Below are 14,557 nucleotides of genomic sequence, written 5' to 3'. Positions count from 1 at the left end.
TCGCTTCCTAAACTGGAGACATCTAAGAGGAGGGAAGCACAATGTATTTGGCCATTCGGGAAATGAGGTTCGCAAAAGTCCGCTATTCGCTCATTGCGATTATTATGCTGCTCGTCGCCTTCCTGGTTCTGTTCGTTACAGGGCTTGCGCGCGGGCTCGCCTATGATAACGCGGCGTCGATTCAAAATATGGACGCTACGCATTTTATTATGGAGAAGGATTCGAATCACCGCTTCACCCGTTCGCAACTCAGCGGACAAGTATTGGTGCAAGCAAGTTCAATCGCAGGACAGCAGAACGTGCAGCCGCTTGGCGTCAAGATGACCACCATGACGGCAGAGGGAACGGCCGGCAAGCTGGACGTGACGCTTCTCGGAATTAGGCCGGAGGGCTGGTTGATGCCCAAGGTGACCGAAGGTGCGGCTATCACATCAAACGGAACCGGACAAGTACTTGTGGATCGTAAGCTGAAGGATTCGGGGATTGGCCTCGGAACGGTTTTGGTCGATCAGGCTTCGGGCTTGAAATGGACCGTTAGCGGTTTTGTCAGCGATGAATCGTTCAGCCATTCGCCGGCGGTATTTCTGAATGAACACGACTGGCGGCAGCTTCAGTTGGAAACCATGGCTCGACCGGGAACAGGAGGATCCGGAGACGAAAAGACCTACAGTGCGATTGCCGTAAAGGCGGATAAGCACCAGGCAGAGCAGCTCGTTTCAGCCCTCCCGGATTCGGAGATCGTTACAAAATCGGATGCCGTTTCGGCCATCCCGGGCTACAAGGAGGAGCAGGGCTCGCTGTGGATGATGATCATTTTCTTGTTTATCATTTCTTCATTTGTCCTAGCGGTGTTTTTCTATGTCATCACCATTCAGAAGAGCAGCCAATTTGGTATTTTGAAGGCGATTGGCACACGGACGGCGTACCTTGTGCGAAGCGTCACCTTGCAAGTGTTGCTCTTATCGGCAGGGAGCCTTATTGTCAGTATGCTTCTTGTCCAAGCGATTGAAGCCGTCTTGCCCGGCGGAATGCCGTTCCAGCTTCAACCTTCTACGCTGGCGTATACTAGCGGCGCCTTTATCGCCATGTCGCTCGCCGGATCATTGCTTTCCGTCTGGAAAGTAACCAAAATAGACGCGCTGGATGCGATTGGGAGGAGTGCAGCATGAGACACAGACTGATCCTGGACAATATTACGCATACCTACGAGGATGGGGGCACGCAAAGAACGGTGCTGGATCACCTAAGCTTGCAAGTATCGGAAGGGGAATTTGTCGCTGTCATGGGGCCTTCCGGATCCGGTAAGAGCACGTTCCTGTCGATCGCAGGCGCGCTCCTGGAGCCTACGAGCGGTGCGGTTTTGCTGGACGGAGAATCGATAACCGGTAAAGAGAAGCAGGCGTTGTCCGACATGCGGCTGAACAAAATCGGATTTATTTTCCAAAATGCCAACCTGATTCCCTACTTGAAGGTGGAAGAACAGTTGATGCTGGTCGCAAAGTTGGGGGACATGAACAAAGCGAAGGCGAATGAGCGTATCCGGGAGCTGCTTCATACGCTGGGCTTGAACCACCGCAGAAATGCTTATCCCGACAAGTTGTCGGGCGGCGAGCGTCAGCGCGTCGCCATCGCAAGAGCGCTCATGAACGACCCGGCCGTGCTGATGGCGGATGAGCCGACCGCTAGCCTAGATGCCTCAAGGGGAATGGACGTTGTACGAATGATTGCCGGTGAGGCAAAAGAACGGGGCAAGAGCGCAATTATGGTTACGCATGACGAACGGGTTTTGCCGCTGTGTGATCGTGTTTTTTATTTGGAGAACGGTTGTCTGATTGAAAAATAATAAACCTCAAAGAAAGGGCCATCCCGCAGGATGGCCCTGAACTTGCCGTACGATCTCCATACAGTCAGCTCCAATTTTAAAGAAAAAAATATCTGAGTTAGCCAGCCCATCTTCGGTCTGTACGCCCCTTTTTACAGACCATTATCTCTCCGCAGGGGATAGCTCTAATTTATCATCATGCGATTTCCTTGTTCTCTTCCCCTGCAATGTGGCTAGAACTACCCCGCAAATGATGAGAAAGGATCCTGCCACTTGCGTTGAGGAAATCGGGGTCCCAAGAATGATATAACCTAAAACCATGGCAACAAACGGCTGTAAATTCAGAAACAGCGATGCTTTAGCCGCGCCTACTTTTCGAATCTGTCCATTCCAGATGACCGCGCATAAGCCCTGAATAAGCAACGCCGATCCGATCAAGAGAACCCACCACCAGAAGCGGGGCTGTGCCTGTACGTGAGGCTCGCTCCAGACCGCTACCGGGTATACCGAAATGCAGCCCAGCACCGTCGTATACACGGTTGCGACCAACGCGTCCATACGTTCCGTCAGCTTTCTCATCAGGATAATGGATCCTGATAACGCCAGCATACAGACAAACATGATCGAGATGCCTGGAGTGATGGCAATTCTCAAGCTTCCGCCATGTCCAACGACGAGGAAGACGCCGGCGAAGGCGACAATCGCACCTGCGGCCATGCGGATCGTAAATGATTCTTTCAAAAATAAGCGGGCAAACAGCGCTGTAAAAATCGGAGCCAACGACAAGATGAGCGAAGCCGTCGTTGCGTCCGTTGTCCGAAGCCCCGTAAAGAAAGAAACTTGATGCAGCAGCATCCCGATCAGGACGAAAGGCACCAAATAAACGGAGTCACGTAACGTAATCTTCGTTAAGCGACGGGTTGCAGCCAAATAAATAAGCAGGAACACCGATGAAACCATAAGCCGGTATGCCGACAGGTGCAAGGCGGGAAATGCTTGCAGCAGCAACGAGCCTAAGACGAAATTGCTCCCGTAAAGGGTTGCACAAAATAAGAGAAGCAAATAAGATCGCAAGCAGATGCGCCTTCTTTCAAAGAAATAGAGATGACGGGGCGGGTTTAAATGCGTTTGACTGCGATAAGCTCTATTTCAATCTTGGCGTCTCTTGGAAGTTTAGCCACTTCTACGGTTGTTCGGGCAGGGTGATGATCGCTGAAATATTGACTGTACACATCATTCATCTGTTGAAATTGCCCTAAATCCGTCATGAAAACGGATGTTTTGACAACATCTTCTAAGGAAAATCCGGCTTCAGCCAAGACGGCCTGCAGGTTCTTTAATGCTTGATGGGTTTGGTCAATGATGCCTTCTTTCAGATTTCCTTCGGCATCAATTGGCAGCATGCCCGAAGTGTAGACGGTATTTCCCAAAGCGATGGCTTGCGAATAAGGGCCGATAGCTGACGGTGCTTTTGTTGTTGTTATGGCGGTATGGCTCATCGTATGAAATTCCTCTCTGTCTTTTATAAATTCGTAATAAAAGGCCCGGGGCAACAATGCCGCGGGCCTCTCTAATTAGGCGAGCGATATCATTAAATCCGCTCTTGCAGCGGCATCTTTATTTCGCAGGTGCGTACGCTTCATCCAAGAAACCGCGGATGGCTTGAAAAGCCTGAAGTCTGTTTTTCTCCAGCAAAACCATGTGCGTCCCTTCTCCGATTTCGACCCAGCGGCGATAGGCAGCCCCTGTCAGGGAAGTGAAGAAATTCTGGGCTAGCTCAAGGGGTACATCAATATCCCACTCGGCATGAACAAGAAGGACGGGAACGGTGATTTCCTTGGGATCATAGAAAGCTTTACCAGCCGTCCAGTATTCGCGGATATCCAGAATAGGGCCATTAGTCGCCCGAATATGCTCAGGATGATCGGTTAGGCTCCCTGGGTCGGAAGCAAGGGTGGCTTTGACCCATTGTTCAAACCAGCCCTCCGGAATCAAATCTCCGCGTTTATGTTCCGGCGCAGCGCTCAGCCAACGTTCCTTCGTGCTGCCAACAGCAACAAGGCGATACGAACCAAGCGGACCCCCGGTATCGATCGGAACCGGTTTGGAGCTCAGCCATTGCGGAGCGACAAGCGTAAGCTTGGTTACCTTATCGTTGTTTTGGCTGGTATAAGCCCCCGCAACCGTTCCTCCCCAAGACATGCCCAGAACATTCACCTTCGTTAAATTCCGGTGTTTGAGAACATAGTCCACGGCTGTGCCAAAATCTCGGACCCCTGTTTCCGTACGGACAAGCGGTGGATTAAGGTCGGCAGGCTGCTCCATCTCAGGCGGTCTTGTCGAGCCGCCATAGCCGCGGACGTCCACGGCGTACACGTCATAGCCATGGCTGGCAAGATAGTCCAGAAAAGTGAAGCCGTCAAGCTCCACATCGTACAGACTGCCAATTGGATAGGTAGCGCCATGAACCATCACGATCGTTTTTTCGTTGGAGAAGGTATTCATGGAAGCTGGCCGTTTATTTCGCACATAAAGTTCGATTCCGGGCGTATCGCTTGGGATACGAAGGTCTTCGGTCACGATATTTACATCATTAAGAAAATTATGGGTTGTCATAAGCTCAACGCCTTTCGTATTGTGTTTGTGTCAGGTCGTTTTAAATAAAGTCCCACTTGTATCCGTCACCGCTTCGAGTCACGTACCCCGCCGCGCTTTCCGGAAAATGCGTACTGAAATAAATGACTGGACGATCCGCGATGTTCTCCAGCACCTGGAGCCGTGAAATTCGGGCTTGGTCGGTAAATTCGCAGTACATGGAATTCCATTCGGGGTTAAAAACCTGGAACGGATGGTGCATCACATCGGCGCCAAATAAGGCTTCTTCTCCGCCAGTTTTAAGTCGGATCGACATTTGGCCGATACTGTGGCCGGGCGTCGGAATGAATGTGAAAATATCAAGAAATTCCCCACCCTCAGGACCAATGGTTTGCGTTAAGCCGGCTTCAACAACAGGCAATACGCTTTCTTCGTAAACGTTAAAGTTTGCTTCGTTCGCTTTGTTGTGGCTGGCCTCGCTCGAGTAATATTGTTGCTCCGCGAGGGGAAATACGTATTTGGCATTTGGGAACGTCGGTACCCATTTTCCGTCAACGAGCTTCGTATTCCAACCGACATGGTCCACGTGCAGATGCGTCAGCAGAACGTAATCGACTTCCTCCGGTGTAACTCCCGCCTCTTTCAACCGCTCGAGATAAGGGAGATCAAGATTGGCGAGATCCGGATTTAAAGGCAAGTTTTTATCATTTCCTGTAGCCGTATCGATAAGGATCGTATGCTTCGGAGTTTTCACTACCCATGTTCCAATACTAACGATAAGCTGAGAATTGCCATCGATCAGGCCAGCCGGAAGAGAGTCCCGATTCTCCTCCAGAAATTTGGGGTCCCACGATCCCGCAAAATACACTTCCGGTGGAACACCGTCAAGCATCATCTCCGTGACACGTGTAACGGTAACATCACCTACTTGATAGACCTTGGGAATTTTATTAGTCATTCTTTATGCCCCTTTCGTCCTTCTGACACGTTTATATGAATCCGAATAACAAGGATCGGCTTTCCGTTGCCATCATGTGATCGTGCCTCGTAACCATCAAAAATTTCGCTGCAGATGAAAATTATTCTGTTGAGAATGAACGATCTGTCATACCCGGGTAAAATTCGTTCGTCGACCCTAATAAAATAGTAGTCCAATAAAACTGACAAATCAACGTTTTTACACCGTAATTCTGTCCTAGTAAAAGGGCTTGATATTGCTCATGTTTACCCCTATTATAAAATTAAAAATTTCGCTATCAGCGAAATCATTTCCGGAATTTGGGAGGACGGCACATGAATTCGATCGGTGAAACCATTCGAAACACGCGAAAAAAACAGAAATTAACGCTCAAGAGGGTAGCCGAAGCGGCATCTGTATCCTTGTCTTTTCTCAGTGAAATTGAACGGGATAAGGCGAATCCCTCCATCAGTGTACTTAAGCGCATAGCGAACGCATTAAACGTGAATTTTACGGATTTGTTCGGCGAGGAGAAGCGAAGTATTGTCGTTAGAAAAAACGAGCGCAAACCTTTGGTGCATTCCGAGGGTTCCCGCATTACCTGGTACGCGCTCAGCCAAGGAAGCAGCAATAAAATGGGACCGATCTGGGGAGTACTGGAAGAAGGAGCATCTTACGGTGACGTCAGCGTCGGCCATAGCGAAGGCGAGGAGTTTCTATTCGTTCACTCCGGGCGTTTGGAGTTTGTGCTTGGCAATGAACGTTATACGCTCGAAGAAGGGGACAGCATCTATTATGATGCCAGAACCCCCCATAGTTATAAGAATATCTGGGACGGTGAAACGCTGCTCATAGCAGTTTCCACTCCGCCTACATTTTGACGGAACGAAATCAAAAATAAATCCTGTATGAACCTATAGCTCATTCGCCAAATAAAAAAGCATGAACTGAAGAACAATACGTTTTAGATTCCACTTGACACCTTCGCGTTGGTTATATAACATTAATCCTAATAATTAAACTACGTTGAAAAGGAATAGTACGGTTTTTGAAGCGAACAGAGAGCTGTTGGACGGTGCGAAACAGCCGCGGAGAAGATCGGAACTCGCCTTGGAGTTGCTCGCTGAATCGGTAAGTAGGTGGAGCCGGAGCCTGACCGTTATCATCAGGAGGATGCCAGGTTTGTCCGTTTTTTGCAAACCCGTATCCGCAGAGTGCATGCCGGGCGACGGCATGAATTCGGAGTGGTACCGCGTAAGATGTCAAAGTCTTTCGTCTCTGTTGGTGGAGATGGAAGGCTTTTTTTGTGCGTTCGATCTTTGGCAGGTCAACGCAGGAAATCGATGAAGGGAAGGATATCCATGAAAAATGTAAACAAATACGCCAGAGGATATTTTATGCCTCAGGAGACCAGCTTGAAGTGGGCCCAAAAGGAATATATTACAGAGGCGCCGATTTGGTGCAGCGTTGACCTTCGCGACGGCAATCAGGCGTTGATCGTTCCGATGAATTTGGAGGAGAAGCTGGAATACTTCAAGATGCTCGTGGATATCGGGTTCAAGGAGATTGAAGTCGGATTTCCCGCGGCGTCGGAAACGGAGTTTGCCTTTTTGCGCACATTGATCGAGCAGGATTTGATTCCGGATGACGTCACGATCCAAGTGCTTACCCAATCAAGAGAGCACATTATCCGCAAAACGTTCGAATCGCTGAAAGGCGCGAAAAAGGCCGTTGTCCATCTGTACAACTCAACCTCCGTGGCGCAGCGTGAGCAGGTATTCCGCAAATCCAGGGAAGAGATTATCGACATCGCCGTGAGCGGCGCCAAGCTGCTGAAAGAATGCGCATCGGAGACGGAAGGGAACTTTCAATTCCAGTATTCGCCGGAGAGCTTTACCGGGACGGAGATCGATTTTGCCTTGGACATCTGTAATAGCGTTCTGGACGTTTGGCAGCCGACGGCGGAGAATCCGGTCATCATCAATCTTCCTGCAACGGTATCCATGTCGATGCCTCACGTCTACGCCAGCCAAATCGAGTATATGAGCGAGCACCTGAACTACCGGGAGCACGTGATTTTGTCGGTCCATCCGCATAACGACAGAGGAACGGGCGTGGCTGACGCCGAACTGGGGATGCTGGCCGGAGCCCAGCGCGTGGAAGGCACTTTGTTCGGCAACGGAGAACGGACGGGGAACGTGGACATCGTAACGCTGGCGCTCAACATGTACTCGCACGGGGTGGATCCGAAGCTGAATTTCGAAAACATTCCTGCGATTGCCTCCGTGTATGAACGGCTGACCAAAATGAGAGTAAGCGAAAGACATCCTTACGGAGGCGAGCTCGTATTTACCGCGTTCTCCGGTTCGCATCAGGATGCCATCGCCAAAGGCATGAAATGGCGCGAAGAAAAGGAACCCCGGCATTGGTCGGTTCCATATCTGCTGATCGATCCCAAGGACATCGGCAGGGAATACGAAGGTGATATTATCCGCATTAACAGCCAGTCCGGCAAAGGCGGAATCGGGTACGTGCTGCAAATGAAATACGGACTCGACCTCCCGGCGAAAATGCGCGAAAACTTCGGTTACTTCGTGAAAAACGTATCGGATCAGCAACAGAAGGAGCTGATGCCCGATGAGATCTACGATATTTTCGTGAAGGAATACGTGAATATCAAAACGCCTGTCGAGTTCGTCAAATATCGTATGATAGACAATGAAGATTTCCATACCACTGTCACGATCCGGACCGGCAATGTAGTCAAGGAAATCGAAGGCACCGGAAACGGAAGACTCGATGCGATCAGCAATGCGCTGCAAACCGATCTTGGGCTGAACTATTCCGATCTGGTCTATACGGAGCATGCCCTGGAAACGGGTTCCAAATCGCAAGCTGTCTCTTATATCGGCATCAAGACTTCCGACGGCAGCGTATATTGGGGCTGCGGCATCGACGCCGACATTATGACCTCATCGGTAAAAGCGCTGTTTAGCGCCGTGAATCGGTTTAGCCGCAATACCACGAACTGATCGCTTTTGAGGGAGGCGAAAGGTCCGTGTTTCCCGCTTGGAGAAGATGGGGATCTTCTCACACCTGACGAATAACGAAGGAGCTGCCACGCAGGCAGCTTCTTTTGTTTTTCGCCATTAGCCCAGTTACAAAGAACCGTATCATAAATAACGGCAAATAAGAGCCGGATCTCAAACGTAGAAGATAGAACTAAGCGTCTTCTGGTGCTGTATGTTAGCATTACAATTTTGGCGCTTCGACAGATAGGGTTGACTGAAGCTCAATATATTTCATCATTTCGGATATGCCGTGCATTTGATTTTTCAATTGCTCGTTTAGCTGCTGCAGAGCCATCTTGAAGGAGCGTTCAATCGCAGCGAAATCGGATGTCTCTAAAGCCGTAAGGAGCTGTCTCATATTTTCAATAAAATAGACGGTTTTCCTTAAGCTGCTCAGCACGATAATCTTTTTTAATTCCCCCGACGTGAAGGTCCTATATCCGTTTTCCGGGTTCCGATTGGAGCGGATGAGCCCCTCCTTTTCCCAATGTCGGATTGCGGATGCGTTAACGCCAGCGATAGCGGCAACCTCCCCGATTTTCATCTCCTCCGTTACCTGGATATTCCTGTATTTGGAGAAGTCGGTTTTTTGAATGAGTCCCATAATCTCTTCCACTCGTTGTTTCTCTACTTGGATGTTGTACTGATGTAAGTTGATTTTCCAAAGTGCCTGCTCGGTTCTTCCTTTTTTTAACATACTCATGGCATCGTAGCTGACCGAAATGCCGAATCCTTTGATTAAGGCACGCAAAGCAATGAATGCTTGAACATGGAGCGGTGTGTAATATCTTCTGTTACTGGCTGTTCGTGGTACATCGGGCACCAAATCGAGATCTTCGTATCTTCGCAAGGTGGTGGTGCTGACATGAAGTCTATTGGCGATTTGTTTCGGCGTATAGTTTTTGTCCATTGGCGATCCCTTTCCTTAAAGTGAAACCTTAAACCTCAGCAACAATATTATAAGAACTGCAGGTCCTTCCTACAAGGATTCTCGGGACGTCAAATGAAATCTTGCATGAATGTTCTATGATCAAATCAGGAAGAGATAAGGAGGGGAGACTTTATTGGAAAACGGTTATGTTGCTTTCACGCCGCACCGGAACATAAAAACCGGCGATATCATTACATTCGGAACGTATCCGCACTCGAAAGAAGGCATGGAACTGCCGATCAAATGGCGTGTTCTCCAAAACTCGGGCCGTGAATTGTTTGTTCTAAGCGAGTATATTTTAGACTGCAAGCGGTATCACGGCAAGAGTGCAGACATTACGTGGCGTGATTGCGTGGATATGACGTGGCGTGACTGTGATTTGCGCAAGTGGCTGAACGATGAATTCTATCGTACCGCATTCAGTGACACGGAGAAGGAACGGATCAAGACGGCGCATTGCACGGACAACGGAAAAGGCAGCCCGGATACGGAAGACAAGGTTTTTTTGCTTAGCGTGAACGAGATCAAGGCATTGGCTGATACACACGGCAAGGATTTGCTGCGTGCGGTTGGAACGGACTTCGCCAAAACAAAAAAACCTGATGGATGCAGCTTGTATGAATATGATAAAGCGAACAAAGATAACTATATGGTCAAAGACGGCGAAGAACTTGGCTGTTCCTGGTGGTGGCTGCGAACACAAGGAAACAAACCTTCGCGTGTATGTTTTATCGGTACGGGTTGCAGTATTCGCAGCTATGGGAATAACAGCGTAGCCGGTTATGGAGTACGCCCCGCTTTAATGATTCAACTCCCATGAAAAAGACTTAAAAACGATCATCAGTGCAATGTATAGGACATGTATTGGTAAACGGATGATTTTCAGCGAGATTCGAGACCCCGGGTTTCAAAATAGCGTGTTTTGAAATGATATTCGTTGGGTTCCGAGTACGGGAATAAGAGGGGGACTTTTGCTTGCGGAAAGCAAAGGCCCCCTCCGCGTTTTTGGCGGAAGAGGCCGGTTCCTGGTCGATCGATGTGCATAACTGCTTCATGAATGCGGTCAAGGCGGCGGAGCTTTACAAGACGAAGACCTTGTCTTCTCCGCCAGCCTGGTAATCGACTCCTTGTCTTGTTCGGTTAATTGATCAAAGAAATGCCTGCGTATTGCTTTGGAGGCAATGGGACGGGCATCATCCAACGCCGATTTCCCGGCGGGAGTGATGATGACTTGTACGCCACGATCCGTGTTCAGCGGCTTCCTCCTCACGAGTCCACGTTTCTCCATCCGCGTCAAATGATGCGACAATCGGCTCTTATCCCAGTCCATCGAGTCGGCTAATTCCTGTTGGCGAAGGCTGCCGTCCCCAAGCAGGTCTAACCGGTCCAATACGCCATAATCACCTTCCGATAGTCCGGTCTGCTCGGATATTTCTTTGATTACGCGGCCGAAGATGGTTTGGAAGGAGCCTTTCCACATATGCCATATTCGCATTTCTTCTTCATTTAGCTCGTTCTTATCCATAGAAACATCATATCACGGTTGATGCGTCAACCACAACATGTTACAATGGATTCCAAGTTGATGTGTCAACTAAGGTGTGATCACACATGACGGGTTGAGGCGCAACCAAGTTTTTTTACCCATTGGGTTGACATATCAACCCAGTGATCCATTTTGGATACGAAGTTGGCGTATCAACCTGGAGCATTTACAAATAGCGCACATCAATGCACGAAAGGAGATTTTTCAGGTGCAGGATAAACCCGTCGCCATGGTTACCGGGGCCAACAAAGGAATCGGTCTTCAAATTGCCAAAGAACTCGCGGCACATGGATTCACCGTACTCGTCGGGTCGCGCAGCCTTAAGAATGGGAAGGAGGCCGCAAAAAGCGTCGGAGCGGACGCGCGCGCCCTCCAGCTCGACGTCACAAATCAGGCCTCCATCGACGCTGCGGCAGAGCGTATCCGCCTTGAGCTCGGCCGTCTCGACGTGCTTGTGAACAATGCGGGCATCTCGCATGCAGGTAATCCGGGCCGGCCGCTTGAGGAAATAGCGAAATCGTGCCGGCCAAGCGTCGCTTCTCTTGACGAGGTACGCACGGTGTTTGAGACGACGTGTTTGGCGTTATCGCTGTCACCCAAGCGATGCTGCCGCTCCTGCGTAAGGCGCCGGCGGCACGCATTGTCAACGTATCCAGCGAAGCGGGGTCGTTGACGCTCAACGCCGACCCGGCCAATCCGCATCGCCCGATGTTCGGTGCCGTGTACAGCCCGTCGAAGACCGCCCTTAACGCCGTGACGCTTGCTTTCGCCATTGAACTCGAGTCGACGGGCATCAAGGTCAACGCAGCCTGCCCGGGCTTCACCGGCACGGACCTCAACAACTTCGCGGGCACGCGCACCGTCGAACAGGGGGCACGCGAACCCGTGCGCCTGGCGCTCCTCGATCAAAACGGTCCGACAGGCACGTTTTCGAACGAGGACGGCCCGCTCCCATGGTAATGCAGACTCTAGTGATTGATCCAAACCCAATCTCTCTCAACGAAAGGAACTTTAATTATGGAAATCAACGTTAATACACCTACTCCAGTCATCTCGGTAAAACCGATAGTCCTGCCCGCCCCGGAACGGGGTGAGGATCTGCAAGTGCGGGTGTCTGCGCCCGCAACGGGGCACGAGCTGCCCATTATCGTTTTCTCGCACGGCTTTGGTTCGTCGATGGACGGCTACGCCCCGTTGGTGGACTTCTGGGCCGCACACGGCTTCGTGGTCATTCAACCCACCCACCTCGACTCGAGAACGCTGAACCTTCCTCCTGAAGATTCCCGAACACCGCTGATCTGGCGCATTCGGGTCGATGACCTGAAGCGCATCCTCGACCAGCTTGATCGGATTGAAGCTTTCGTGCCCGGCCTCAGCGGGCGCCTGGATCGAAGCCGCATTGCCGCAGCCGGACATTCCTGGGGAGGTCAGACGGCGAGCACGCTGCTGGGCGCGCGGGTACTCGATGCCGACGGCAAGCCGGGAGAGGATATGTCCGACCCGCGGATTAAGGCCGGCGTCCTGCTTGCCACGACTGGTAAGGGTGGCGCCGATTTAAGCCCGTTCGCGGCCGAGCACTTCCCTTTCATGAATCCGAGCTTCGCGGACATGAACACGCCGACCCTAGTGGTTGCGGGGGACCAGGATCATTCCCGGCTGTCCACCCGGGGGCCGGACTGGTTCGCCGACCCGTACTTCCTGAGCCCGGGCAGCAAGAGCCTGCTCACCCTTTTCGGGGGTGAACACTCGCTGGGCGGAATTCCCGGATACAACGTCACGGAGACGACGGACGAGAACCCCGAACGGGTCGCCCTGCTCCAGCGGGTCACATGGGCCTATCTGCGCAGCGCGCTCGGCATCGACGATTCAAGCTGGGCGGCAGCCCGCGCGGCTTTGGAGGAGGGTAACAACCCGCATGGCCGAATCGAGTCCAAATAAGGGCTTGACGGCGTATTGACCTGACAGCCATGTCGGTACCCAATCGCCTGGCCGCGAGAGTGCCAATTCGACAATCGGTGCCGGGTGCGCGGGGTGACGGGGTTTGTCCATCATGAAAAAGCATAATAAATATACGACTGTCCTTCATTGCCAGTTGAACAAAGCGATCTTAAAAAGGCCATCCCTCACAGGATGGCCTTGACGTTGTAACAGCGCCTGAAAACTCCGGCCTTTTCCATCGAAACGGAAATAACCTTTGCTTCGGAGCATTTGAAAAATTTAACTGCCTATGGTGCCGGCTTCGTTATGGAAGGCCCGGCGGCCGATCAAGCCGACTCCGAGCGCCAGCAAAGTTAGGACTGCCGCTAACAAGTAGAGGTTCACGATACCGAGCCATTCGGCAAGGGCCGCCATGACCAGCAGCGAAATGCAGAACACCAGATTCAGCAGGGAGGCTTGGACGGACATCACTTTGGGCAGCATGTCATTGTCCACGCTGCGCTGAATCAACGTGCGCCGATTGATCATCGAGAGCTCGGCGAACGGGCCCATCAGCAGCACGAGAATGAGTGCGATAAAGGGCTGGGTATTGAGCGCATAAATGGCCGTCAGGACGCCATAACCCGCCATGCCGATCAGCATGGCGGCCAGGAAATTGCTGCCGATGGCGCGTGCCATGGCCAGAACCAGCAATCCGCCGCCAACCGACCCCGCAAAATAGGCCGCATTAATGAAGCCCCACCATTCTTCGCCCTTGCCAAGCGCCGCTTGAACGAAGGCCAGCGTAAAGGCGCCGACCCATACCGAACCGCCCAGCATGTCGATGATGTCCATAAAGGTCAGCATCGCGGCACCTGCCAGATTATTTTCCAGCCCTCGGTCAAGGTGTGCCATTTGGTAGTGGAAGCTGCCGCTGCACTGCCTTCAGGCAAGACATCGGCCGACTGCGGCCCGGACTGGGCTTCCGTCGGTTCCTTGACGCCCAGCGTAAAAGCTGCCGCCAACCCGTAGATGACGGCTGTCAGCAGCAGCGTGTGACTTGGCCCCAGCAAGGCGACGATCACGCCGCTCAGCCCCCAGCCGGCAAACATGACGACCTGATCGCTGACGCTAATCAGGCTGTTTGCTTTGAGCAGGCCCTGTTCATGGGCGACCAGCCGGGGAACCAGCGCGTTGCGGGCGGGAACCGTCCATCCATCGAGGAAAGACATGGCAAAAACCAGCGCAAACACAAGAACAAGCAAAGCATCGCTTCCTTGAAGCTGCAGGTATACGGCCAAGCATATGAACAGGAGAAACTGGCCCGTCTGCGAAAGAAGCAGCAGAGCCGGCAGTTTAAAGCGGTTCATCAGCAGCGGCGCGATCAGGCCGCTCACCATTTGGGCCCCGCTGCGCATCAGCGGCATAAACGCCGCCGACACCAGCGATTCGGTCCGGTTTAATACCAATACGGTAAGCGCCATGATATAGAGCACATCCGCAGCATTCGCCGCAGTCTGGGTGGTCCACAGGAAATAGAAAGGACGGGTTAGGATCGATGATTTCATTGCGTTTTTAGTCTCCACTTCTATGTACATGAAGGAAAATGCTTACAACAAGATTAAGGATACGGCAACATGAAGGTTTTGACAATAAAGTGGTGGCGGGGCTTTCTTCTGACAAGCATCGAGGGTTGCTTTGACTTGTCGATCCCGCA

At 51.5% G+C, this 14,557-nt stretch carries 16 protein-coding genes and 1 other annotated feature; of the genes, 8 read left to right on the top strand and 8 right to left on the bottom strand.

Annotation, left to right across the window (positions count from 1 at the left end; translation table 11 throughout):
• Positions 1–41: 41 nt before the first annotated feature.
• Both RJP21_RS08525 and RJP21_RS08520 read left to right on the top strand, forming a co-directional pair.
• Complete coding sequence (locus RJP21_RS08525) at positions 42–1,169, top strand: ABC transporter permease (protein ID WP_310858908.1); 1,128 nt, start codon at positions 42–44, stop codon at positions 1,167–1,169.
• A complete protein-coding gene (locus RJP21_RS08520; protein ID WP_310858907.1) occupies positions 1,166–1,843 on the top strand; it encodes an ABC transporter ATP-binding protein in 678 nt (225 codons plus the stop codon). Before RJP21_RS08525 ends, RJP21_RS08520 begins: the two co-directional genes overlap by 4 nt.
• A 141-nt stretch (positions 1,844–1,984) precedes the next feature.
• Here the strand turns inward: RJP21_RS08520 and RJP21_RS08515 are convergent, their stop codons facing one another.
• The 4 genes from RJP21_RS08515 to RJP21_RS08500 form a co-directional block, all read right to left on the bottom strand.
• A complete protein-coding gene (locus RJP21_RS08515) occupies positions 1,985–2,896 on the bottom strand; it encodes a DMT family transporter (protein WP_310858906.1) in 912 nt (303 codons plus the stop codon).
• 44 nt (positions 2,897–2,940) lie between these two features.
• Positions 2,941–3,321 carry a RidA family protein gene (locus RJP21_RS08510; protein WP_310858905.1) on the bottom strand — a complete coding sequence of 127 codons (381 nt, stop codon included), beginning with the start codon at positions 3,319–3,321 and terminating at the stop codon, positions 2,941–2,943.
• 118 nt (positions 3,322–3,439) lie between these two features.
• Positions 3,440–4,438: an alpha/beta hydrolase gene (locus RJP21_RS08505; protein ID WP_310858904.1), complete on the bottom strand. Its 999-nt coding sequence runs from the start codon at positions 4,436–4,438 to the stop codon at positions 3,440–3,442.
• 40 nt (positions 4,439–4,478) lie between these two features.
• A complete protein-coding gene (locus RJP21_RS08500; protein ID WP_310858903.1) occupies positions 4,479–5,375 on the bottom strand; it encodes an MBL fold metallo-hydrolase in 897 nt (298 codons plus the stop codon).
• A 335-nt stretch (positions 5,376–5,710) separates the two neighbouring features.
• On the opposite strand from RJP21_RS08500, the gene RJP21_RS08495 reads away from it, so the two are divergent.
• Both RJP21_RS08495 and leuA read left to right on the top strand, forming a co-directional pair.
• Positions 5,711–6,256, top strand: a complete 546-nt coding sequence (locus tag RJP21_RS08495) for a helix-turn-helix domain-containing protein (protein WP_310858902.1) — start codon at positions 5,711–5,713, stop codon at positions 6,254–6,256.
• A gap of 136 nt (positions 6,257–6,392) precedes the next feature.
• Positions 6,393–6,658: a binding site (T-box leader), on the top strand.
• Between the two features lie 78 nt (positions 6,659–6,736).
• Complete coding sequence (leuA, locus tag RJP21_RS08490) at positions 6,737–8,407, top strand: 2-isopropylmalate synthase (RefSeq protein WP_310858901.1); 1,671 nt, start codon at positions 6,737–6,739, stop codon at positions 8,405–8,407.
• A gap of 220 nt (positions 8,408–8,627) precedes the next feature.
• On the opposite strand, the gene RJP21_RS08485 is transcribed toward leuA, so the two are convergent.
• Complete coding sequence (locus tag RJP21_RS08485) at positions 8,628–9,356, bottom strand: MerR family DNA-binding transcriptional regulator (protein ID WP_310858900.1); 729 nt, start codon at positions 9,354–9,356, stop codon at positions 8,628–8,630.
• Between the two features lie 154 nt (positions 9,357–9,510).
• Here RJP21_RS08485 and RJP21_RS08480 point away from each other — a divergent pair, with 154 nt between their 5' ends.
• On the top strand, positions 9,511–10,197 hold the full coding sequence (locus RJP21_RS08480; RefSeq protein ID WP_310858899.1) for a DUF6273 domain-containing protein: 687 nt from the start codon (positions 9,511–9,513) through the stop codon (positions 10,195–10,197).
• A gap of 243 nt (positions 10,198–10,440) precedes the next feature.
• Here RJP21_RS08480 and RJP21_RS08475 read toward each other — a convergent pair whose 3' ends face one another.
• Complete coding sequence (locus tag RJP21_RS08475; RefSeq protein WP_310858898.1) at positions 10,441–10,902, bottom strand: MarR family winged helix-turn-helix transcriptional regulator; 462 nt, start codon at positions 10,900–10,902, stop codon at positions 10,441–10,443.
• A gap of 250 nt (positions 10,903–11,152) precedes the next feature.
• Here RJP21_RS08475 and RJP21_RS08470 point away from each other — a divergent pair, with 250 nt between their 5' ends.
• Genes RJP21_RS08470 through RJP21_RS08460 form a run of 3 tightly spaced genes read left to right on the top strand, consistent with a single transcriptional unit; the run spans position 11,153 to position 12,861 of the window.
• On the top strand, positions 11,153–11,596 hold the full coding sequence (locus tag RJP21_RS08470; protein ID WP_310859008.1) for an SDR family NAD(P)-dependent oxidoreductase: 444 nt from the start codon (positions 11,153–11,155) through the stop codon (positions 11,594–11,596).
• Positions 11,497–11,883 carry an SDR family NAD(P)-dependent oxidoreductase gene (locus RJP21_RS08465; RefSeq protein ID WP_310858897.1) on the top strand — a complete coding sequence of 129 codons (387 nt, stop codon included), beginning with the start codon at positions 11,497–11,499 and terminating at the stop codon, positions 11,881–11,883. The genes RJP21_RS08470 and RJP21_RS08465 overlap by 100 nt, the downstream gene beginning before the upstream one ends.
• Positions 11,884–11,940: 57 nt before the next feature.
• Positions 11,941–12,861, top strand: a complete 921-nt coding sequence (locus RJP21_RS08460; RefSeq protein ID WP_310858896.1) for an alpha/beta hydrolase family protein — start codon at positions 11,941–11,943, stop codon at positions 12,859–12,861.
• A gap of 279 nt (positions 12,862–13,140) precedes the next feature.
• Here the strand turns inward: RJP21_RS08460 and RJP21_RS31250 are convergent, their stop codons facing one another.
• Positions 13,141–13,755: an MFS transporter gene (locus tag RJP21_RS31250; protein ID WP_397386194.1), complete on the bottom strand. Its 615-nt coding sequence runs from the start codon at positions 13,753–13,755 to the stop codon at positions 13,141–13,143.
• Positions 13,701–14,408, bottom strand: coding sequence for an MFS transporter (locus RJP21_RS31245; RefSeq protein WP_397386193.1), 708 nt, complete (start codon positions 14,406–14,408; stop codon positions 13,701–13,703). Before RJP21_RS31245 ends, RJP21_RS31250 begins: the two co-directional genes overlap by 55 nt.
• Positions 14,409–14,557: the final 149 nt, after the last annotated feature.

This window comes from Paenibacillus sp. VCA1 (assembly GCF_031583795.1).
Classification (GTDB): Bacteria; Bacillota; Bacilli; order Paenibacillales; family Paenibacillaceae; genus Paenibacillus_AQ; species Paenibacillus_AQ albilobatus.
The sequence above is the reverse complement of the archived record's forward strand: the minus strand, read 5'-3'. Positions and strand labels throughout refer to the sequence as shown.